Genomic DNA, 20,416 nt, shown 5'->3' with positions numbered 1-20,416 from the left:
GCCGGTCGGATTCAGAGGGAACTCAAAGGTGGGGCGGGGGCACGTACCGGCTGGGATCGGCGATGCTGGGTAGACCATGCACTCTCCTGCGTCTCCTCGCCCGCTCCTGCGTCCCGACGGCAGTGCGGTCCGCGTCCTGGTCGTCGACGACGAACCCGACCTCACCGACGTACTGGGCGCGGCCCTGCGGTCGGAAGGGTGGGCCGTCCGTACCTCGGGCGATGCCGCGGGGGCCCTGTCGGTCGCGGCGCAGTTCGAGCCCGACCTCGTCGTACTGGACTGGATGCTCCCCGATCTGGACGGGCTGTCCGTACTGCGTGCGCTGCGCGTGCGCTGTCCGGACGTCTGCGTCCTGTTCCTGACCGCGCGGGACGCCGTGGAGGACCGTATCGCGGGCATCACGGCGGGCGGCGACGACTACGTGACCAAGCCGTTCAGCCTGGAGGAAGTACTGGCACGGCTGCGCGGGCTGATGCGGCGGGCCGGGATGGCCCGCGACGACCAGAGCCCGCGGCTGGTGGTGGGCGACCTGGTCATGGACGAGGAGGCGCATGAGGTCAGCCGGGGCGGGGAGATCATCGGGCTGTCACGCACCGAGTTCGAGCTGCTTCGGTTCCTGATGCGCAACCCCCGCCGGGTCCTGTCGAAAGAGCAGATCCTGGACCGGGTGTGGTCCTACGACTTCGGCGGCCGCGCGCACGTGGTCGAGTTGTACATCAGCTACCTCCGCAAGAAGATCGACGCCGGCCGGACCCCGGTGATCCACACCGTCCGCGGAGTGGGCTACGTCCTCAAGCCGGAACAGGCGTGAGGCGCGTGCGGCTGCGCCCGCCCCGCTCGCTGCGCGCCCGGCTGACGGTCGGGCTCGTGGTGCTGCTGGGCCTGGCCTGCGCGGCCGTCGGAGTGGTGACCGTACTCGCTCTGCACGGCTTCCTCATCGGCCGGGTCGATCAGCAGCTCACCGCTAGCGGGGGCCGGTTCGCGGCCAGCCTGGAGCACGAGGCCAGACCCGACGCGGACAACCTCCCCGACACGCGGGGCCAGGCGGCGGGAACCTTCGGTGCGCGCCTGCTGGACGGGCGGGTGACGCAGGCCGCCGTCGTGGACGATGCCAGCCAGCGCTCCGTTCCCCTCGGCCCGGAGGACCTCCGCACCCTGAACGGGGTGCGGGCCGACCGCGAGGGCCACAGCGTGCGGCTGTCCGCCTTGGGCCGGTACCGGGTGGTCGCCGCGCCGGGCGACGACGGCGACGTTCTCATCACCGGGCTTCCCCTGCATCCGGTCGAGGAGACCGTCCACCGCCTGGAAGCGGTGGAGACGGCGGTCTTCGCCGCCGCCCTGATCATCGCCGGATGCGCCGCCGCCCTCTGGGTGCGGTCTTCCCTGCGTCCGCTGGAGCAGGTGTCCCGGACCGCCACTGCGGTCACCCGGCTGCCGCTGGCGACCGGCGAGGTGGCGATGCCGGGCCCCGTTCCGTACGCGGATCCTGACACCGAGGTCGGCCGGGTCGCCACAGCCCTGAACCGCATGCTCGGCCACGTCGGCGACGCGCTGACCCGCCGCCACATCAGCGAGGAGCGGCTGCGGGGTTTCGCCGCCGACGCCAGCCACGAGCTGCGCACCCCCGTGGCGACGATCCGGGCTCACGCGGAACTGGCGCTGCGCCACCCCGGCCCGGTTCCCGACGAGGTTCGCCACGCCCTGGGCCGGGTGGCTGCGGAGTCGCACCGGATGAGCGGCCTGGTCGACGACCTGCTGCTGCTCGCCCGCCTCGACGCCGGCCGCCCGCTGGACCGGCAGCCGGTCGACCTGACCCGCATCGTCCTCGACGTACTCGACGACGTCCGCGCACTGTCCCCCGGCCACCGCTGGGAGCTGGATCTTCCCGAGGACCCCGTGGTCGTTCCGGGGGACGAGCACCGGCTGCACCAGGTGGTCGCCAACCTCCTGGCCAATGCCCGCCTGCACACCCCGCCGGGCACTCACGTCGTCGTGGCGCTGTCCGCGGACGGACAGCAGGCTGCACTCACCGTCACCGACGACGGACCCGGCATCCCCCAGGACCTGCTGCCCGACATCTTCCGCCGCTTCTCCCGGGCCGACGTCGGCCGGTCCCGCCGCACCGGATCCACCGGCCTCGGGCTCGCCATCGTCGAGGCAGTCACCCAGGCGCACGGCGGCACCGTCACGGTCGAGAGCCGCCCTGGACTCACTCGATTCCGGCTGCTCCTGCCGACCGGCCCGCACCCGGTGGCCGACGGCGGGGCGGCTCAGCCGAACCTGCCGTAGCCGCCCGTACCCGGACGGCTGCGGTCAACCGAAGGGCGGGCCTCGTCGCTCAGGGTGCGAGGTCGCGCCGTCTCAACAGCACCTGGGCCACCACGATCCCCAGCACTCCCACCCCGGCCAGCACGCCCAGCTGCGGCCGCAGCACACCACCGCGGGCCAGCGCGTCGCCGGGCGTGTAGTAGTGGAACGGGCTGACGAACCGCACGGGCGCCGCCTTCGCCCAGGCGAGGGCGATGATGTTGACCGCGAACCCCACCGCCCCGATCGCGATCGTCGCCCCGATCACCTGGGCCCGCCGGCTGCCCGATCGCGCGGGGGCGCGGGATGGGCGAACGCGAACTGCAGCGGGCCCAGCGCAACGAGGAGGAGTTCCGCTCCTACGAACAGAACGCCGCAGGCCCGAGTCAGTCGGAGGAACTCGCCCGGCTCGCCGAACTCAGAGAGAAGGGCCACATCTCGGCCGCCGAGTTCGAACAAGCCAAGGCCAAGGTCCTGGCGACATGAGACGGAGCGACGGAGCGGGCTGGCGTACGGCAGTTCCACCGACTGCACCGGCTCAGGGCGCTGCTCCGCGATTCCACCACGGGAGCGCACCTTTTCACCTCATTGTGCGGCAATGGCCTTTAACGTGGCTGATCACAGCTGGTCCGGGGTACCACCGAGCATGATCACTGTTGGGGTCGAAGAAGAGTACTTGCTGGTCGACCCGGAGACGTTCCTTCCCACTCCCCTCGTGCAGGAAGTACGTGCCACAGCCCGCCTGGCACCCCTCACGGAAGAGCGAGAGGTCCAGGACGAGCTGTTGCAGGCTCAGATCGAAGTCGCCACCCCCGTATGCACGGCCCTTGAGGAGGTGGGAGGCCATCTCCTGCGGTTGCGCCACGCGGTGGCCTCCGCCGCCCAGGCGAACGGCTGCTGCATCGCCATCTCTGCCACCGCGCCGGTCAGGGATGCCGTACCCGTACCCATCACCAGCACGGCGAGATACGTGAAGATGCGGCAAGAGGCCCGTTTGCTCGTCGATGAGCAGCTGATCTGCGGGATGCACGTCCATGTGGGGATGCCCGACCGAGAGACCGCAGTGGCCGTCCTGAACCGGATGCGTGTCTGGCTGCCGACATTGTTGGCGATGTCCGCGAACAGCCCCTTGTGGGACGGGCGTGACACCGGGTTCGCCAGCTGGCGCACGGTCGTCTTCGGCCGCTGGCCGGTCAGCGGCCCACCACCGCATTTCGCAGGACTGGCGGACTACGAGGAGCGGGTCGATGCGCTGGTGAAGCCCGGGGTGATCCCGGACCGGGGTCAGCTGTACTGGCAGGCCCGGCTCTCCGAGCGCTACCCCACTGTTGAGGTGCGCTGCTGCGACGTGCAACTGGAGGCGGACGACGCGGTGATGCTCGCGGGTATCATCCGCGGGCTCGCCGCCACCGCGATCGCCGAGGTGACCGCAGGAACTGCTCTCGCGCCGTGCCGACCGGAGCTCCTACAGGCCGCGACGTGGCATGCCGCCAGACACGGACTGGGCAGCACGCTGGTAAGCCCGGCGGGCCGACTGGAAAGCGGCGGCGACGTACTGAGCGCGCTGCTTCGGTACATCGGCCCCGCCCTCGAAGAGAACGGCGATCACCGCGAGGTCACCGCGCTCGTCCACCGGCTGCTCCAGCGGGGCACGGCCGCCGAACGTCAGCGCCGTGCCCTGGCCGAAGCCGGCCTGCCGGCGGTCGGTGCCCTCATGACCGCAGGAGATGTGAGCGCGTGAGGCACTCGCTGGGATCGAGGATCAAAGCGCGTTGGAACCGGCTCGGGGGGCCGGCCAGAACCCGCGACCATCGTTTCCCGGCCGGCCTCCGCCTCGGGCAAACCGGGCAGGAACCGTACCCGCCCCGGACAGACAGTACGGCTCCGGATCAGCGGCGGTCCCTGCGGTCCTCACGGCGGTCACTGCGGCGGCCAACCCCGTGGGCGACGACCGCTGCCGTGCCCGCGACGGCCGCTGTGCGAGCGACAGGGCCGCTGATGATCCCGCGCCTTTCTGCGCATCGCTCCGAGAGGCGTGCGGCGGAGGCGAAGGGCCCCGCCCACACGTTCTCCCAGACCAGCACCCCGGCCGTCGTACCGGGCTCCATGGCGGCGGCCAGGTTGACGACGTCCTCTTCCGCGAGCAGACCGGCCAGCTTCGCCTCCGCGGCGCGCAATTCACCAACGTCTTCGAGGTCATTGGCCTCCAGGACATCGAGCTCGCCGTCTGCCCCCTTCGTCAGGATGACCAGGTCCAGGACCCGAATGATTCCCGAGGTGACCAGCTTGTCGAGCTCTGCGGCCATCTCCCCGGTGAAGTGCGAGGTGGCCGGCGGGAACTCGTCGGCCAGATGGTCGACCGGGCGCAGTTCGTCAGTGTCAGGTGATGTCATGTCTGCCTTTCCGTTCTCTCCATGAGCAGCCGAGTGGGGTTCCACGCCTCGGGCCCCCGGCAGCCTCGCCATTCCTCGAAGTCGGGGTCGGTGCGGTCCACCTCCTCGGCGTTCGCCAGCCCGGCGGCCGCCAGGAAGACCCGGATGTGGGCCTGGCGGTGCGCAACCCCGCTGGCGACGGCGTCGTAGCACGCCCGGCGCCATCCCCACTCGTCGGGCGGGTAGACGTACAGCTCGGCCGACATGTGCCCAGCCTCTTCCCCGGTTTCCCCACCGGCAGCTGGCCGCGTGCGAAGTCGAGGATCATCACCCGCTAGAGCGGCGTCCGCGGCGGCCCTCTTCGGTAGCACCAGGTGGAAGATGCCCCTGGTGGATCCACATTCCGAGGAGCAGGCCGAGCCCATGGGCCGGTGTGCAGGTGACGTCACGCTGTTTCAGTATGGAAGTCAGGTCGGACGTGTCGCTGTCCACGGAGGTGAGTTCGATGACGCTTCCCGCGCGGCGCCGTACCAGTGGCCCGATTCGGGTGCCAGGCCATGCTCCCCAGCTCTCCATCTCCTCAGGCTGCCACGAGCGGAACCGTGCCCAGCAGGCGGTGCGCCTGACAGGGGTCAGTCCGGCCAGCAGGACACAGCGATGAGCACGGCCGCGACGCCGGACCCCGACACCGCCAGGACTGCGGACGGTGCAGGCGGCGCAGTGACTGCGGCAAGACCATCGATCCTCACCTTGACGATGAATCCCGCGGTCGATCTCTGCTGGGAGGTCGAGCATCTGGAGGTCATCGGGAAGAACCGTGCCCGGGTCAGGTCAGTCGCCGCCGGCGGCGGCGGGATCAACGTCGCCCGTCATGTCGTGCGGCTCGGAGGACGAGCCACCGCCGTCCACACCGCCGGAGGCGAGGTCGGTCTGCGCCTGAACCGGCTGCTGGACGCAGAGGGCATCGAGCACGTCGCCGTCGACATCGACGACGAAACCCGCGAAGCACTCGTGCTGTTCGAGGCCGAATCGCGCCACGGTTACCACATCGTGCCACCCGGACCGCACCTGCACGACCACGAGGGGCGGCGATCCCTGGATGCGCTGGTGCAGGCCGTTGGCAGTTGCCCATATGTCGTGGCCAGCGGCAGCCTGCCCGGCGGCTTGCCCGACGACTTCTACGCGGCCGTCGCCCGCCGTATCAGGGAAGCCGGATCCCGACTGGTCCTGGACACCTCCGGGCCGGCGCTTCGCGGAGCACTCGCGGAGGGCGTGTTCCTGCTCAGGTGCAACCGGACAGAGGCCGAGAGCCTGACCGGCCGGCCGGTCCGCGACTTCGACGACGCCCGGGCCCTCAACGAGCACCTGCTCACCTCAGGGGCCGCCGAGATCGCCGTCACCACCCTCGGAGAGCTGGGCGCACTGTGCTCGACCGGCCACGGCCACACCGAGCTCTACGCGCCGCCGCTGCCCGGAGAGCCTCTGAGTGATGCCGGGGCGGGAGACAGCATGGTCGCCGCCCTCATCACACAGCTGGCCGCCGGAGAGGATCCCGTCAGCGCCTGCGCGCTGGGGGTGGCCGTGGCCGCCGCAGCGATGCTCACGCCCAGCACCGAGCCCTTCGACCTGGACGTGGCCCGATTCCTCTGTTCCCAGGTGAGGACCAGGCTCCGGACCGATGCACGAAGCCATGGCGTTTGACCCTGCTCAGCCCCGTGCCGTTCGGCCAGCCCTCTCAGACTGAGTCGGGGCGGGGTGCTGCCGGTGGTGCTGAAGCGACGCCAGCGCCGAACTCGTGATGCGAGCGGGCTTGCGGTTGGGAAGACTGGGAGCATGGCGACCAAGGCAGTGCTTGAGGGCGGCCCGGACGATCTGCCCGAGCGGATCGTTCCGATCTCCGACCCGGGACAAGACCTGAAGATTCCACACCGTGGCGGGTACGAGCATTTCAAGATCACATCGCGGCACCAGGACAGCCCGGAGGGACGACTGGCGGTCTACGAGTGGTGGGAACGGACAGAGATCGCCGAATAGAACGGACGGTCAAGGACGCTCGGTCGGCACCTGGCCACGGCGCCCGAGATACGCGGGCCAGCAGCGCCACGCCAGCGCGCACCCGGTCATGCTCAAACTCGTCGACCATTTGGCTCCCCGGCCCAGATGCGCTCAACCAGGGCAAGTGCCACACCCAAGCGCTCCTCTGCCGTCCGCAGTCACTCCCCCAGTTCGAAACGGCCCCGCTGCTGGAGTCCAATGCTCCTCGTCGAGGGGCCGACCGGGCCATGCGGTTCGGTTCCCGTGCGTCACGCGGCGCCTCGAAGCCGACGGGCCGTGCGGGATTGTGGACCGTTCGGCCCCTGCCCGGCACATGGGAGGCGCGCAATGCTGGGAAGCGGCAGGGCCCGTCGCATCAGCCAGACCCGTGCAACCCTGCGGGCGGAGCAGGGGCAGTCTCCCCTTTCCGTCATCGCTCAGGGACCTCGCGCGGGCATGACGCGGTCCTCGTTCCGAGGAGCAGTACCGTGGGAGTTTGGATCTTCGTTCTGATCGTCGTGGCCGTGGTGGCCCTGGTGGGGCTGGCGATGGCCATCAAGATCGTCAGGCAGTACGAGAAGGGTGTGCTGTTCCGGTTCGGCCGGCTGATCGGCACCCGGGAACCGGGTCTGCGGCTCATCGTGCCGTTCGTGGACGTCCTGCACCGCGTGTCGCTGCGGATCGTCACCATGCCCATCCAGTCCCAGGGGATCATCACCCGGGACAACGTCAGCGTCGACGTCTCCGCGGTCGCCTACTTCCGCGTCGTCGACGCGGTGAAATCGGTCATCGCCGTCGAGAACGTCGGAGCGGCAATCAACCAGATCGCTCAGACCACCCTGCGCAAGGTCGTCGGCCAGCACACCCTCGACGAGACCCTCTCGGAGACCGACCGCATCAACATCGGCATCCGCGAAATCCTCGACGTCACCACCACCGACTGGGGCGTGGAAGTCACCCTGGTCGAGCTGAAGGACATCCAGCTGCCCGACAGCATGAAGCGCGCCATGGCCCGCCAGGCAGAAGCCGAACGCGAGAAGAGGGCCAAGATCATCAGCGCCGAGGGCGAATCGATGGCCGCCGCAGCGCTCGGTGACGCCTCCGACATCATGATGGCCCACCCGCTCGCCCTGCAACTGCGCAATCTGCAGAGCCTGGTGGAAATCGGAGTGGACAAGAACAGCACCGTCGTCTTCCCGGCGCCCCTCATGAGCACCATCGGCGAACTTGGCACCTTCCTCGCCCGTGAGACAGCCGCCGCCGCACAGCAGGGCAACGCTCCGGTGGACCTCGGCAAGGCCACTGCCGTCCCGCTGCTTACGAACGGATCCGCCAAGTCCCCGTAACCAGCTGGCACCCTCGCGGGACCGGAGACGGGAGCTGACCCGCCAGGGCGATCCGGCAGGGATTCTCGGACAGGGCGCAGGCGGGTGAGGCCCGCGGCTGGTGTGGAAGCGTCGCAGTGCGACCCCCGGCACCGCGACCGAGGATGAGCACGACCTCACCCGCCCGCGCCGTCAGGAGCAGAGCCCATGCTGGAACGCATGCCGCACAAGGACCGGACGAAGGTCACCTTCGTCCTTCCCGCCGACAGCCCGCCCGGACCGGTCAGCGTCGTGGGCAACTTCAACGACTGGCAGCGCGGCATCCACACCCTGCGCCCGTGCAAGGACGGCAAGCGGGCCGTCACGGTCGAGCTGGCCCCCGAGCGCACCCACTCCTTCCGATACCTGGCCGCCGGGGACTACTGGTTCAACGACGGAAGCGCCAATGAGCACGACGGATCCAACAGCCAACTGCACACCTGATCAGCCCAACCGGCGTGACACGGGACCGCCCGAGTCGTTGAGCGTCGCGACACGTGCCCGCCGGCCCACCAGCTCACAGACCGGTCACCGTGTGACGGCCCCGCTACCGCGCCCGGCGGCGGAGCCGTCGTCGCCCCGGGCCTCGGGACCCGAACCCACCCGTCGCCGCATCGGGGGCTCGCGCCGGGCGAGAACGACAACACCGCCGATTCGAGAAGCCGGCCATCACAGTGCCCGCCCCCAAGGTCTGGCCGCGCTCAACAACACCGCCCTTCGTCGGCGTTCTCCGGCACCCTCGTAGCTCATCCGGAGCAACGGCTCAGCGCGACCCAGATCGCCCTCCGTCCGAAGACGGACCACGACATCACCAGTGCCGTGGTGGCCGATCTGACTGACATCCCGAGTGAAGCCCCCAACAAGATCCACGTCTTTGGGATCAAGGCGGAGCGTAACCACGAACCTCCTGCTGGTGGGCGTGACTGACGCATGCCCACCGACGCGCTCGGTCGGCGGCGACGCTGCTCGGTGCGCTCCTGCGCCCCGGCCGTCGCTTTGGCCACCGGTTCGAGGGCGCGCAGCCATGTGCCGAAGCAGATGACGCCGCGGCGGTCCAGCTCGTTGCGGAGGGATTCGACGGCGTCCAGGGCGGTGATGTCCACTTCGACGTCGGCCTCGGTGTTGAGTACGAACCAGCGCACCCCACCGCACTGTTCGTCGACTGCTGCCAGGGCGTGGCGGCGGAAGTTGTCGGCGTTGGCGAAGTAGAGCGGTGAGTCGTGGTGGTAGATGAGCAGGCCCGGGATGGTGCGGGTCTGCGGGCAGTCGTCGATGTCGTGCATGTCCGCGAGCCCGGAACCAGCCCTCGACGGCGTCGTGCGGGCGGGCCACGCGTGCCAAGAGTCCCACCACGGACAGCGCCACGGCCACCAGCACGCCGTACAGGATGCCGAGGGTCAGTACGCCCAGTGCGCAGCCGAGCGCCAGGAGCAGTTCGCGCCGCCGGAAGGCGGCGAGGCGGCGGAACTCTCGCACTTGCACGAGGCGGACGGCGGCATCGACCACGATGGCGCCCAGCACGGCGGCCTGGGTGTGGGCGAGGAGGGGACCAGGAAGAGCAGTACGGTCAGCACAGCCAGGGTGGCGGCCCGTGGGTATCCCTGGCTGCCTGCGCCCGTCGAGTCGGCGCGGGCTGTACGGCTGGCCCTGCTGCTGACCGGGAAGCCGTGCAGGACGCCTGCTCCGAGGTTGGCGGCGCCCAGGGCGAGCAGCTCGCGGTTGGCGTCGAGCGGGCGGGGGTCGTCGTGGGCGGCGAAGGCCCGCGCCGTGAGGATCACGTCCGAGTAGCCGATGAGCAGGATCCCGAGGGCGGGCGGCAGCAGGTGGGACAGATCGGCAATGCTGGGCAGTTCGGGGCTGGCAGGCCCACCGGAACCGGGCCGATCACCGTAATCCCGTACCGGTCGTCGAGCCCGAAGACGGCCACCGCAGCCGTGGCGGCGACGAGGACGAGCAGCGGCCAGGGAGTACGCCACAGGAACGGTGCGGCGAAGAGGACGACGAGCACGGCCGCGGCCAGGACCACGGTGGGCCAGTGCGCCTCCGATGCGTGCCGTACGGCTGAAAGCAGCTGCGGGAAGAAGCCTGAGCCGCTCGCCCGGACACCGGTGAGCCGGGGTAGCTGGTCCACGATCATGATCATTGCCACGCCGGCCACGTAGCCGACCAGTACGGGCCGCGAGAGCAGGTCCGCGAGGAACCCCAGCCGCATGCCCCAGGCCACCGGGCACAGCAGCCCGACAACCACCGCGAGAGCTGCCGCGAGGATCGGCGTACCGGGCCGGATTCCCAGCCGCCAGCGAAGCCACTGCCACGGCGGTCATCAAAGCTGTGGTCGACTCGGAGCCGACGGAGAGTAGCCGCGAGGATCCGGTCAGCGCGTAGAGGACCATCGCGGGCAGGACGGCCCAGAGGCCTACCAACGGCGGCCCGCCACGCCCGAGTAGGTCATGACCTGGGGCACGAGGTACGCGGCGACGGTGATACCCGCGAGCACGTCGCCGCGAAGCCAGCTGCGCTGGTAGCCGGCCAGAGCTGGTTCACATGTAAGCCGCCGACCAGGGGTCCGGGGGCGACTACTCGGCCGCGTCGAGCAGGAAGCCCGTGACAAGATCCGGCCTGATGCGCAGGGCCCTGGCCATCGTCTGACGCACCCACGGCACGAGCAACGCCGCGTACGGGTCCGCCCCGTCCTTTTCTGCGACCAGAGAGGCGTAGCCGATGACAACGACGCTCCAGCCGAGGCGGGTCTCGGGGTCTATGACATCTGCCTCGTAGGCGACAACGACCCCTGGGGCATCGGGCGTCGCCACGAGCGAAGCGAGCGCTCCACCGTCCTGGAGCCGGACGACGATGTCCTCCCCGTCCACGAAATGGTTGACCAGCCTCACGGCCGGAAGGGCATGCTCGGTGAAGACGATGCGTCCCAGCGATACCGTGCCGAGCAGGCTCAGTGCTTCGCTTCGGTCCAACGGCTTCATGCTCCGAGTCGGCGCCCCATCCGGGCCGCTGGGATCTGGTCGCCGCGTCGCTTCGTGGTTCATCGTTCGCGCCTCTTGCTCGGCTCCCTCTCGTAGGGCCGGGTTCAACCCTCTCCCGGTCCGGGCCGGCTTCGACCAGGCCCGTGCTCACGCAGCACGGTCAGACTCCGTTCGAACTCTTCCTCGTCGATCTCCCCTCGGGCGAACCGTTCGGCGAGCACCTGCTTGGCGGAAGGCGCAGCGCGGGGCTCTACCGGGCCTGAGGTGAAACGGTCGACGCTACGGAGGAGCAGAACGACGGCCATGACGGCCAGAGCCACGAGGAGGACCATGCTGAACGACATGGCGGCCCAGCCCCATCCGCCCGTTCCGTGGTCGTACCAGAACATGGTTCACGCTCCTGGGGCAACGGCTTGGGACTCGGCCCACATGGCGGGTCCGCGTGTTCCTACTGTCCACCGACCTGCGGCGTCAGGAGATGGGCCGGTCGGGTCACGAGCAGGGCCGATCGGCCCATCCCCGCAGCCATGCCGTGTCCCGGACTGAAAGCGGACTCGAACGGAGGCCGCGATGAGCACACCTTCCCCCAACCGGATCGCCACCGCCCTTTCGGCGGAGTGCCGCGCCCGTCTGACGGACATCGCGCGTGAGGTCGATTTTTCCCGTAGGTACCCGCCTCTTCAATGAGGGAGGCCACGCCGACCGGTTCTGGATCGTGCGATCCGGCACGGTCGGCCTCGACGTTCACGTGCCCGGCAGACAGGCAGCGGTGATCGAGACTCTTGGTTCCGGCGAGCTGGTCGGCTGGTCCTGGCTGTTCCCTCCCTACACCTGGCACTTCGGTGCGGAGGCGACGAGCCCTGTACGCGCCCACGAGTTCGATGCGGCCGCCGTGCGCTCGATGTTGGAGGCCGACCCCCGATTCGGCTCCGCCATGGACCACTGGGTGGGGCAGGTACTCGCCCACCGGCTCGTGGCCGCCAGGGTCCGGCTCCTCGACCTCTACGCGCCTCACGGCAGCGGCAGCTCGCTGTGAGACCGCCGTGGCCATCGGCCGCGAGGCCTCGTACAAGGAGATCGTCGAACTGATGCATCAGTGGAAGGTCAGCGCACTGCCGGTACTCGAAGGAGAGGGCAGGGTCGTGGGCGTCGTCTCCGAGGCCGATCTTCTGCCCAAGGAGGAGTTCCGGCAGGACGACCCGAGACTGCCCGAGCAGCTGGAGGAGGCGTCCAAGGCCGGAGCGGTGCTCGCCGAGGAGCTCATGTCCAGTACTGCCGTCACCGTGCATCCGGACGCCACGATCGCCGAAGCCGCCCGCATCATGGCCAGGAAGGGCGTGAAGCGGCTACCGGTGGTCAACGCGATCGGCCTGCTGGAGGGCGTCGTCAGCCGCAGTGACCTGCTCAAGGTGTTCCTGCGGCCCGACGAGGAGATCGAAGACGAGGTCCGCAATGCCGTCCTCGCGGAACTGGCTCCCCCCGTAGGCATCGACTGCACGGTCGAGGAGGGCGTCGTCACCCTTCGGGGCGACCTACGGGACCGCGCCCTGGCACCTCTGATCGCCCGCGCTGTCCGCGCCGTCGAAGGGGTCGTGGACGTGCGGATGGAGCTCGCAGGGTCCCATCGGTACGGCTGCCTGACCCGCTCCCCACAGGTACCTTCCGACCCTTCCTGCGCCAATGCGACTGAGACGTACACCGACCTCAGGGGCGTGGATGTCCGATACACCGGCTGCTTCTGCGGAGGCGCCCATCAGGGTGTTCCTCCTGGACGACCACGAGGTCGTCCGCCGCGGGCTGCACGGACTCCTCGACGCCGAGCCCGATATCGAAGTGGTGGGCAAAGCCGCCACAGCCGAGAGGCTCTGGCCCTGGGTCCGGCCCTGCGGCCGCACGTGGCGGTCTTGGACGTACGGCTGCCGGACGGCGACGGCATCACCGTCTGCCGCGAGCTGCGCTCGCGCATGCCGGAGCTCGCCTGCCTCATGCTGACGTCCTTCGACGACGAGGACTCCTTGGTCGACGCGATCATGGCCGGCGCCGCGGGCTACGTACTCGAACAGATCGGGGATCCGACCTGGTCGCCGCCGTGCGGACGGTCGCGACGGGGCAGCCGATGCTCGACCCCGCCACCACCGCCCGGCTCATGCACTCACTGCGAGTTCCGGAAGCTGCCAAGCCGCCGGAGGACGAACGCCTCGCCACGCTCACCGAGCGTGAGCGGGCTGTCCTTGAGCTCATCGGCGAGGGCCTGACCAACCGGCAGATCGCCAAACAGCTCTACCTGTCCGAGAAGACCGTCAAGAACCCCATCTCCCGGCTGCTCGGCAAACTGGGCGTCGAACGCCGGGTCCAGGCCGCGGTCATCACCGCCCAAACGGAGAGGGCAAGCCCTGACAATCGCTACGGGGTCAGGCGTCGGCCCTGGGCAAGGGAACCGTCCGTTCGAGGCAGGTGCTGTGTCTTGTTGCGCCTCGTGCCGAGACGGTCAGTCGGCCGGCCAGCTTCGCCGCCCGCTCGGCCAAGTTGCGCAGACCGCTGCGTCGTCCACCCTCCGGGACCCCGACCCCGTCGTCCGTGACGGTGACCGTGAATACGCCGTCGATCGCCACGATAGAGACCTCCGTGTGCCGGGCACGGGCGTGTTCGTCGAGCAGTTCATCCAGCCTGAGTCGAGGCAGCTGGGCGCGTGGGGTGTCGTGACCCTCCCCGACCATGGCACCTCCAAGGGCACGCGGGAACAAAGCTGACGTCTCCCTCCACGGTAGCCCCGCGTTGGGATGGGTTCATTTCGGAGAGGTGTGCGGCCGCCGCTGTGTCTGGCGGTCTGCCAGCTTTCCTTCGGCGTCGCCCAAATGCCTGACGTGGGCATCCGGACCGGGAAAGTAGAGCGTGACGCGGCCGGTGTCCGACCAGCGGATGTCGTACGGAGGAGTGCCGTCGTCATGGTGCAGTCCGACGACTTCGCCGTCCCGGCCGGGCTTGCCGACAGTGGGGCCGCCCACGACCACCTGGTCCCCCAGGTGTGCATGGATGCCGCTTCCAGTGGTGTCAGGGTTCATCGTCTTGTCTCCTTGTGAAATGCGGTTCTCAAGAGTCGGGCCGCAGTGCCTCCGGGAGGAACGGCACGTAGAGCGCGGCCGCGGCCATCAGGATCGACGCGAGTACGGACAACGGCAGGAAGAGGTTCTGGCGGGTCAGCAGACGAGTTCGCAGCCCCAGCAGGACACCCAGCTGGGCTGCCAGGAGGGCGAGGAACAGGACACGGTCTGCCACGGCAGGCCCCAGTGCCGCGTTTCCTGGCGGCCAGTCCGGCCGGGGCGGCGCCGTACGCGACTTCGGCCGCTCCCAAACCGTACCCGGCCGGGGGTGGGCCGCCTTCGAACGGCGACCCCGGATCGCGCTGCTGGGTACCTCCGGGGACGGGCCCGAGGACTGGCTGCGCGCAGGACAGGCCCTGGAGCGAGTCCTGCTCCAGGCCACTGCCGACGGCCTGGTCACCTCCATGACCTCGCAGCCGCTCGCGTGGCCCGAACTCCGCTGGACGGTGCGCGACCCGGGCGCCGCGATGAGCCACGTCCAGATGGTCGTCCGGCTCGGCTACGGCCCCCAGGGGCCTGCAACGCCCCGGCGCCCCGTAGCCGAAGTCCTCGACGTCCGATGAGTTGCCAAAGGAGGCCCGGTGCTGGGCGACGGAGTGACGTGTTCGCAGCAGCGCGCGTGCCGTACCGGAGCAGCCCCGGCGCGCGCGAGCGTGGTGCTGCACACAGAAAGATGACGACTGCCCCCGCCGCCGTCCGGTGCCGCCAGTGGACACCTAAGAGGCCTCCATATCAAGCCATCCCGAATGCGGCTTCGGGGATTCCTCATGCGACGGCGCCCCGACGGACTGCATGTCTCCATAGGCCGTTCGCTTCAGCTGCTGGGCCAGGTTCTCCATGGCCCGTGCTACGGCGAGTTCGTCGCCGATTTCCGGCACGTCCTTGTCCTGGGGTGCGCAGCGGGCGGTGCCGTGGCCGGTGAGCTTGTTTGTGCCGGTGTCCAGTTCGAGGCGGGCCTTCGTCGTCTGGTCCGCCTCGAAGAGGTAGAGACGGACCTTCCATTCAGCGGTGTGTGACATGGCGTGCCTCCGGTCAAGGTGTCAGGGCTTCGCGTGGTGGTGAGTGCGCCGGACCCAGCGCCGCAGTTCGTCGGTGCCCCAGACGAGGACGGGGAAGGTCGCGATGAGGGCGACGACGTCCAGCGGCAGGGCGGCGGTACCGAACAGACCTTGCAGGGGCGGCGCGTATACGAGGGCTGCCGTGAAGGCGAGCTCGAAGGCAATGCCGGCCAGGAGCAGCGGGTTGGTGAACAGGCCGATGTCGCGCAGGGCCGCATGGTCGGTGCGGGCGGCGAAGGCTGTGCCGACCTGGCAGGTGACGATGCCGGCGAACGTGGCCGTGGTCGCGGTGACGTACGCGTGGTGGAGGGGGCTGCCCGCGCCGGTGGGGTCGCCTGGTTGCCAGCCCGCGCGCCACAGTACGTAGAAGAACGCGCCCATGACCAGGGTGGCGGAGACGGTACCGAGGTAGCCCCAGCTGCGGATGAGCATGTCGCGGGAGATGACGCCCTGCGAACTCGGGCGGGGCGGGCGGCTCATGGTGCCCGGCTCAGCTCGTTCGCGGCCGAGGGCGAGGGCGGGGAGGGTCTCGGTGCCGAGGTCGATCGCGAGGATCTGCAGGACGGTCAGAGGGAGCGGGACCGTGCCGGCCGACAGCGCGAAGACCAGGAAGGGGACGACCTCGGGGGTGAGGTGGGCGAAGATGTAGACGATGAACTTGCGGACGTTGTCGTAGACGCGGCGGCCCGATTCGATCGCGGTGACGATGGTGGCGAAGTTGTCGTCGGTCAGCACCATGGTCGACGCCTCACGGGCCACGTCCGTGCCGGAGAGTCCCATCGCCACGCCGATGTGGGCCCGGTGCAGGGCGGGTGCGTCATTGACCCCGTCACCGGTCATGGCGACGATCTGCCCGTGGGCGCGCAGGGCGTCGGCCACCTTCAGTTTCGTCTCGGGTGAGGAGCGGGCGAAGACGACTTCGGTGTCCGCCGATCCGAGGAGTGCGTCGAGTTCGTGGTCGCCGACCGACTCGGACTGTGCCACCACCTGCAGACGAGGTAGGCCGATGCCGACTTCGCGGGCGACGGCCGCGGCGGTGGCGCCATTGTCGCCGGTGACGATGTGCACGCGGAGCCCTGCCTCGTGGCAGCGCCGGACGGCGGCCGCGACTTCGGGACGTGGCGGGTCGTACAGGCCGACGAGCCCGAGCAGGCGGAGCCCGGTCTCCGCGTCCTGGCGACGGGTCGGTACCTCGGCACCGGCCGGCAGTGCTCGGACGGCGACGGCCAGGACGCGCATGCCTTCGTGGGCGAGTTCCTCCGCCGCTGCGGCCGCGGACCGCGAAATGCCTTCAAGGGTTTGCAACACCCTCTCCGGCGCGCCCTTGACGATGACGCGCAGCCCCTGCCCGCCATCGGCTTGGACGACGGACATCAGACGCAGCCGGGGGTCGAAGCGGAAGAGGGCTCGACGCCCGGTGTCACGGCCGTCGAGGTCGACGGGAGCGGCGCGGGCAGCGGCACCTTCGACCAGGGCCATCTCCGTCGGGTCGCCGTGAAGTTCGCCTTCCTCGCCGCGGGTGACCGTGGTGCACAGCGCGCTGGTGCGCATCAGCTCCCCGTCCCAGGGGCCTGGCTGCCTTCCGTGTTCCGGCGTCCACACGGCTTGGAGTCGCATGCGGTTCTGGGTGAGGGTTCCGGTCTTGTCGGTGCAGATGACGTTGGTGGAGCCGAGGGTCTCGACGGCGCTGAGGCGCTTGATCACCGCGCCTTGGCGGGCGAGGACGCGTACGCCGACGGCGAGTGCGAGGGTGATCGTCGGCAGCAGGCCCTCGGGGACGTTGGCGACGAGGAGCCCGATCGCGAACATGAGGGTGTCCGTCAGCGGCAGGCCCACGGCGACTCCGGCCACCAGGAACACGCCGCCCATGGCGACCGCTACGGCAGCGATGAGCCAGGCGACCTTCTTGACCTGCTGTTCCAGGGGGCTGGGGTCGCGGCGGGTGCGCTGGCTCAGTGCGGCGATGCGGCCGAGTTCCGTGTGGTCTCCGGTGGCGAACACGATCGCCTGGGCCTGGCCCCCGGTACAGACCGTGCCGCTGAACACGAGGTTGGGTTCCTGCAGCAGCGGTGCCCCGATGAGTCCAGGGCCGACGATGCGTTCGGCGGGTGTGGACTCCCCCGTCAGCATCGACAGGTCGACCTCGATGCCTCCCTCGGTCAGCCGCGCGTCGGCGGGAACCTTGGCGCCCTCTTCGAGAACGACCAGATCGCCCGGCACCAGTTCTCTTGCCTCCACCCCCGAGGATCGGCCATCGCGGATCACCAGCGCGTGCTCGGGCAGGTACTTCGCCAGAGTCTCCACCGCCTGTTCGGCCTGCCGTTCCTGGAGGAGCGCGAACGCCGCATTGACGAGAACCACGGCGATGATGGCCCACCCGAGCACGGGGATGCCGGCAACGAAGGCCAGCACGGCGGCCGCCCACAGCAGCAGGGCCAAGGGATGGACCAGCTGCCGTACGAGTTCACGCCCCAGGGAGGTACGGGCCTTGCGGCGGACTTCGTTCGGACCGTAGACAGCCAGGCGTCGGCCCGCTTCCCGAGCGGATAGGCCGCTAGAGCTGGTATGGAGTTCGCGGCGCAGCAGCGGCAGAGGCTCCAGCGGGTCCGGGCTCAGGAGCGGTTCCTGATCGACGGGCAGAGGAGTGGTGGCCTCAGTCATCTTCGGCTCCCGGTTCCCGGCGCAGCCGTCCGGACCAGCGTGGCTCTACGAGATCCCACTCGCGGTCCCGCCCAGCGAGGGTGCGCGCTTCGACGCGGCGGAGCCTGAGCCAGCCGACTCCCCCGGCGGAGAGGACAAGTACCCCGAAGGCCGCGGCCCCGGCGGCAACGGCGGTGGAGGCGAGTTCGCCGTAGGGGCGAGGAGCCGGCGCCTTCCTTCCGGCGTCATCGACCCAGACCGTGACCGTCCCGCCCACGGCTGTGCCGGCCGGGACCAGGACCGTGTCGGTGTGCCGCTGGGAGGCGGGGTACTGCCAGGCGGCCTGCGCCGTCGCCACCTGGGCGTTGTTGACTCCCGCGGGGAGGGCGCGGTCGGCCTCACCCACCGTCTTCGCCGACACCCGATGCAGGTGCAGGGCCTCCGCACGGGCGGCGCGGACTTCGAGTGCAGTCGCATGCGCCGTCACGGTCTCCTCCTATCGGCAGTTCTGGGGTCCGCCGGTGGGCCGCCCGGCGTAGCACGTGAGCGACCAGCCGGCCGGGTCCCAGATCCCTTACCCGCCCGCGCAGGGCTTCAAGGGACGGCGCAGACGGCTTCGACGAAGTGCCCGACCTGGTCTTCTGACAGATGGCGTGCCAGGTCGGCTTCGCTGATCATGCCGACGAGCCGGTGGTCTTCGATGACGGGCAGTCGTCGGACGCGGTGCTCTTGCATGATGTGCAGGACCTGTCCGCTGTCTGCGTCCGCAGCGACCGTGAACGGCTTGCCCTCGGCCAGCATGCCTGCCGTCATGTGGTGCGGGTCCTTGCCCTTGGCCAGGCACTTGATCACGATGTCACGGTCGGTGATGATGCCGTGCAGCCGGTCATCCGGCCCACAGATCGGGAGTGCTCCCACTCCCAGTTCGCTCATGCGGCGTGCCGCGTCCATGAGCGTCTCCTCCTCGCGGACGCAGGACGCGCCCTCGTGCATGATCTCTCGCGCGGTCGTCACGGCCGCCTCCTGGTTGGTTGTGGTGACAGAGAACGGAACTCCGAGTGCCCCTTCTGAGGGTCCGGGAACACGCTGCGCCTAAGTTCCCCCCTCCTCGATTCATCTGCCCTGGGCTCGATCGAGCGCCCGACAGGAACTCCTCCAATCTGCGCCTGGCCTGGAAAACGGTCTTGAGACCATCGGGTCCTTTGAGGGGACCATTCGGCCTAAACGAGAAGTGATCACCGTCGACTCGGGCCAACAGTGAAAGCCTGCGGCCACATGGGTGGCTTCGGCACCGCCCTCGGCCGGACACACGGGCTGGCATCGAGGTAGTGCCTGTCGGTGCGTGTTGCCGGCCCGGCCCGGGCGGCACTGCACCCCACCCACGACCTCCGAACCGGATACGCGTACTCAACGCTCATGCCCCACCCGCTGCACTTCGCGGCGATGGCGCGGTCCGAGCGGAGAAACATCCGGGTGGCGACGCTGGAAGTCCGAGGCCAAAGCCCTCATGACACGCCGAGTTACATTGCACTTCGCGGCAGCTTCGGGAGAGCGGTGCCGTGACCGCTTGCGCACCCGCCGATCAGCCGTGGTTCTCTCACCCGGACGGCTGCCCGCTGCCACGTCGGGTCAGGCGGGACTGCCGCCCGGCACCGAAGTCGTCGCCTACTGCCGCGGCGAGTACTACTGCGTCCTGGCCCACGAAGCCGTTCGGCTCCTCAACGCCCTTGGCCGTCGCGCCGTGCGGCTGACCGACGGCATGCTGGAAGGGCGGCTGTCCGAACTGCCCGTCGACACCGAAGCCGCAGCATGAACTCCAACCTCCTGCTGCCCCACGGGCCGCAGGCTTCAGGGAGCAGCTGAACGATGAACGTATCCGATCGAATGAGCGCACCAGCAGTGACGATTCCTCCGCGGACGCCGGTCGGTGAGGTGGCCCGGCAGATGGGCGAGTACGGGATCGGTTCCGTAGTGGTCACGGAAGGTGGGGCGCTTCGGGGTATCGTCACCGACCGTGACCTGGCCCTGCGCGCGCTGGCCGGGGGCCTGGATATGGGCGAGCCGGTGGACGCGGTAATGACATCCCCAGTCGTCACCCTGAATGCGACCGACGACATCCACGAGGCGTACCGGACCTTCCGGAGAACCGGGGTCCGCCGCCTGCCTGTGCTGGACGGAAACCAGGTGGTGGGCATGCTGACCGTGGATGACCTGCTGATGGACGTCTTCCAGCGGGTGGCGGACCTACTCGGCCCCGTCGCGTGGAGCGTCCTCGAGGAACCACCCGGGCCGCCCTCCTGAACGTGTGCCTCCGCCCTCACACACGCCTTGGCCCGGCCGCGGAGAGCGATCCCTGCGACGGATCGCTCCCCCTCCTGGGCATGGGAGCGCCGGCGCACGGCGGTTACCGGCAGCTCGCTCCCCTCATTTTCATCGAGGCGCTGAGCGGGCGCACCGGTCTCGCCCTGCCCGAGACCGACTATCCGGCGGTGAACACCCTGGACGGCTGCGCGGACCGCACCTCCGGGGAGTAGCGGGGGGGCTGATCGGTCCCACATG

Annotated in this window: 23 protein-coding genes and 4 pseudogenes; 15 read left to right on the top strand and 12 right to left on the bottom strand. The window is 69.6% G+C overall.

The genetic code is table 11. The annotated features are described in order from the left end of the window. The first annotated feature begins 76 nt into the window (after positions 1-76). Positions 77-811: a response regulator transcription factor gene (locus OHA65_RS35540; protein WP_327280233.1), complete on the top strand. Its 735-nt coding sequence runs from the start codon at positions 77-79 to the stop codon at positions 809-811. A 5-nt stretch (positions 812-816) separates the two neighbouring features. Beyond that, complete coding sequence (locus OHA65_RS35535; RefSeq protein WP_328765304.1) at positions 817-2,289, top strand: HAMP domain-containing sensor histidine kinase; 1,473 nt, start codon at positions 817-819, stop codon at positions 2,287-2,289. A gap of 49 nt (positions 2,290-2,338) precedes the next feature. Here the strand turns inward: OHA65_RS35535 and OHA65_RS35530 are convergent, their stop codons facing one another. Beyond that, on the bottom strand, positions 2,339-2,575 hold the full coding sequence (locus OHA65_RS35530; protein WP_405763281.1) for a hypothetical protein: 237 nt from the start codon (positions 2,573-2,575) through the stop codon (positions 2,339-2,341). A gap of 38 nt (positions 2,576-2,613) precedes the next feature. Between OHA65_RS35530 and OHA65_RS35525 the strand changes: the two genes are divergently transcribed. After that, a complete protein-coding gene (locus OHA65_RS35525; RefSeq protein WP_327280231.1) occupies positions 2,614-2,793 on the top strand; it encodes an SHOCT domain-containing protein in 180 nt (59 codons plus the stop codon). 160 nt (positions 2,794-2,953) lie between these two features. Then, positions 2,954-4,048, top strand: coding sequence for a glutamate--cysteine ligase (locus OHA65_RS35520; protein ID WP_405758547.1), 1,095 nt, complete (start codon positions 2,954-2,956; stop codon positions 4,046-4,048). 148 nt (positions 4,049-4,196) lie between these two features. Here the strand turns inward: OHA65_RS35520 and OHA65_RS35515 are convergent, their stop codons facing one another. Continuing rightward, positions 4,197-4,700 carry a DUF6325 family protein gene (locus OHA65_RS35515; RefSeq protein WP_405758544.1) on the bottom strand — a complete coding sequence of 168 codons (504 nt, stop codon included), beginning with the start codon at positions 4,698-4,700 and terminating at the stop codon, positions 4,197-4,199. Continuing rightward, positions 4,697-4,945 carry a hypothetical protein gene (locus OHA65_RS35510; RefSeq protein WP_327280228.1) on the bottom strand — a complete coding sequence of 83 codons (249 nt, stop codon included), beginning with the start codon at positions 4,943-4,945 and terminating at the stop codon, positions 4,697-4,699. Before OHA65_RS35510 ends, OHA65_RS35515 begins: the two co-directional genes overlap by 4 nt. Positions 4,946-5,336: 391 nt before the next feature. Between OHA65_RS35510 and OHA65_RS35505 the strand changes: the two genes are divergently transcribed. The 4 genes from OHA65_RS35505 (at position 5,337) to OHA65_RS35490 (ending at position 8,521) form a co-directional block, all read left to right on the top strand. After that, positions 5,337-6,380, top strand: a complete 1,044-nt coding sequence (locus tag OHA65_RS35505; RefSeq protein ID WP_405763279.1) for a 1-phosphofructokinase family hexose kinase — start codon at positions 5,337-5,339, stop codon at positions 6,378-6,380. Between the two features lie 132 nt (positions 6,381-6,512). Then, a complete protein-coding gene (locus tag OHA65_RS35500; RefSeq protein ID WP_327280227.1) occupies positions 6,513-6,713 on the top strand; it encodes a DUF5988 family protein in 201 nt (66 codons plus the stop codon). A 488-nt stretch (positions 6,714-7,201) separates the two neighbouring features. Continuing rightward, positions 7,202-8,059: a slipin family protein gene (locus OHA65_RS35495; RefSeq protein ID WP_327280226.1), complete on the top strand. Its 858-nt coding sequence runs from the start codon at positions 7,202-7,204 to the stop codon at positions 8,057-8,059. 186 nt (positions 8,060-8,245) lie between these two features. Beyond that, a complete protein-coding gene (locus OHA65_RS35490; protein WP_405763276.1) occupies positions 8,246-8,521 on the top strand; it encodes an isoamylase early set domain-containing protein in 276 nt (91 codons plus the stop codon). 593 nt (positions 8,522-9,114) lie between these two features. Here OHA65_RS35490 and OHA65_RS35485 read toward each other — a convergent pair. The 3 genes and pseudogenes from OHA65_RS35485 to OHA65_RS35475 all read right to left on the bottom strand — a co-directional run. Beyond that, positions 9,115-10,610 (bottom strand): annotated as a pseudogene (locus OHA65_RS35485) (SulP family inorganic anion transporter); the annotation flags it as partial. Between the two features lie 43 nt (positions 10,611-10,653). Continuing rightward, positions 10,654-11,058 (bottom strand): pyridoxamine 5'-phosphate oxidase family protein, encoded by a 405-nt coding sequence (locus tag OHA65_RS35480; RefSeq protein ID WP_327280222.1) that lies wholly within the window; start codon positions 11,056-11,058, stop codon positions 10,654-10,656. Between the two features lie 104 nt (positions 11,059-11,162). After that, positions 11,163-11,447, bottom strand: a complete 285-nt coding sequence (locus tag OHA65_RS35475; protein ID WP_327280221.1) for an SHOCT domain-containing protein — start codon at positions 11,445-11,447, stop codon at positions 11,163-11,165. Between the two features lie 181 nt (positions 11,448-11,628). On the opposite strand from OHA65_RS35475, the pseudogene OHA65_RS35470 reads away from it, so the two are divergent. From OHA65_RS35470 to OHA65_RS35460, 3 pseudogenes are all read left to right on the top strand, one after another. Beyond that, a pseudogene (locus tag OHA65_RS35470) lies at positions 11,629-12,094 on the top strand (cyclic nucleotide-binding domain-containing protein). Positions 12,095-12,101: 7 nt separating this feature from the next. Next, positions 12,102-12,677 (top strand): annotated as a pseudogene (locus OHA65_RS35465) (CBS domain-containing protein); the annotation flags it as partial. A 97-nt stretch (positions 12,678-12,774) separates the two neighbouring features. Continuing rightward, positions 12,775-13,435: pseudogene (locus tag OHA65_RS35460) on the top strand (response regulator); the annotation flags it as partial. 409 nt (positions 13,436-13,844) lie between these two features. On the opposite strand, the gene OHA65_RS35455 reads toward OHA65_RS35460, so the two are convergent. Both OHA65_RS35455 and OHA65_RS35450 read right to left on the bottom strand, forming a co-directional pair. Continuing rightward, positions 13,845-14,120: a DUF1918 domain-containing protein gene (locus OHA65_RS35455; RefSeq protein WP_405758536.1), complete on the bottom strand. Its 276-nt coding sequence runs from the start codon at positions 14,118-14,120 to the stop codon at positions 13,845-13,847. A 28-nt stretch (positions 14,121-14,148) separates the two neighbouring features. Beyond that, on the bottom strand, positions 14,149-14,334 hold the full coding sequence (locus OHA65_RS35450; RefSeq protein WP_327280219.1) for a hypothetical protein: 186 nt from the start codon (positions 14,332-14,334) through the stop codon (positions 14,149-14,151). Between the two features lie 229 nt (positions 14,335-14,563). Between OHA65_RS35450 and OHA65_RS35445 the strand changes: the two genes are divergently transcribed. Then, on the top strand, positions 14,564-14,722 hold the full coding sequence (locus OHA65_RS35445) for a hypothetical protein (RefSeq protein ID WP_405758533.1): 159 nt from the start codon (positions 14,564-14,566) through the stop codon (positions 14,720-14,722). Positions 14,723-14,875: 153 nt separating this feature from the next. Here OHA65_RS35445 and OHA65_RS35440 read toward each other — a convergent pair whose 3' ends face one another. From OHA65_RS35440 to OHA65_RS35425, 4 genes are all read right to left on the bottom strand, one after another. Continuing rightward, positions 14,876-15,178 carry a DUF1876 domain-containing protein gene (locus tag OHA65_RS35440; protein WP_327280218.1) on the bottom strand — a complete coding sequence of 101 codons (303 nt, stop codon included), beginning with the start codon at positions 15,176-15,178 and terminating at the stop codon, positions 14,876-14,878. A gap of 21 nt (positions 15,179-15,199) precedes the next feature. Continuing rightward, on the bottom strand, positions 15,200-17,878 hold the full coding sequence (locus OHA65_RS35435) for a cation-translocating P-type ATPase (protein ID WP_405763273.1): 2,679 nt from the start codon (positions 17,876-17,878) through the stop codon (positions 15,200-15,202). Then, on the bottom strand, positions 17,871-18,344 hold the full coding sequence (locus OHA65_RS35430; protein ID WP_327280216.1) for a hypothetical protein: 474 nt from the start codon (positions 18,342-18,344) through the stop codon (positions 17,871-17,873). The genes OHA65_RS35435 and OHA65_RS35430 overlap by 8 nt, the downstream gene beginning before the upstream one ends. Before the next feature lie 107 nt (positions 18,345-18,451). Further along, positions 18,452-18,871 (bottom strand): CBS domain-containing protein, encoded by a 420-nt coding sequence (locus OHA65_RS35425; RefSeq protein ID WP_229334671.1) that lies wholly within the window; start codon positions 18,869-18,871, stop codon positions 18,452-18,454. 574 nt (positions 18,872-19,445) lie between these two features. On the opposite strand from OHA65_RS35425, the gene OHA65_RS35420 reads away from it, so the two are divergent. The 3 genes from OHA65_RS35420 to OHA65_RS35410 all read left to right on the top strand — a co-directional run bounded on the left by OHA65_RS35420 (position 19,446) and on the right by OHA65_RS35410 (position 20,391). After that, on the top strand, positions 19,446-19,670 hold the full coding sequence (locus OHA65_RS35420; protein ID WP_327280215.1) for a hypothetical protein: 225 nt from the start codon (positions 19,446-19,448) through the stop codon (positions 19,668-19,670). A gap of 53 nt (positions 19,671-19,723) precedes the next feature. Further along, positions 19,724-20,158 (top strand): CBS domain-containing protein, encoded by a 435-nt coding sequence (locus tag OHA65_RS35415; protein ID WP_327280214.1) that lies wholly within the window; start codon positions 19,724-19,726, stop codon positions 20,156-20,158. A gap of 80 nt (positions 20,159-20,238) precedes the next feature. Then, positions 20,239-20,391 (top strand): hypothetical protein, encoded by a 153-nt coding sequence (locus OHA65_RS35410; RefSeq protein WP_327280213.1) that lies wholly within the window; start codon positions 20,239-20,241, stop codon positions 20,389-20,391. Positions 20,392-20,416 lie beyond the last annotated feature (25 nt).

This window comes from Streptomyces sp. NBC_00045 (assembly GCF_045041095.1).
Lineage (GTDB): Bacteria > Actinomycetota > Actinomycetes > Streptomycetales > Streptomycetaceae > Streptomyces.
Note: the sequence above shows the minus strand (reverse complement) of the source record. Positions and strands in the feature narration are given on the sequence as shown.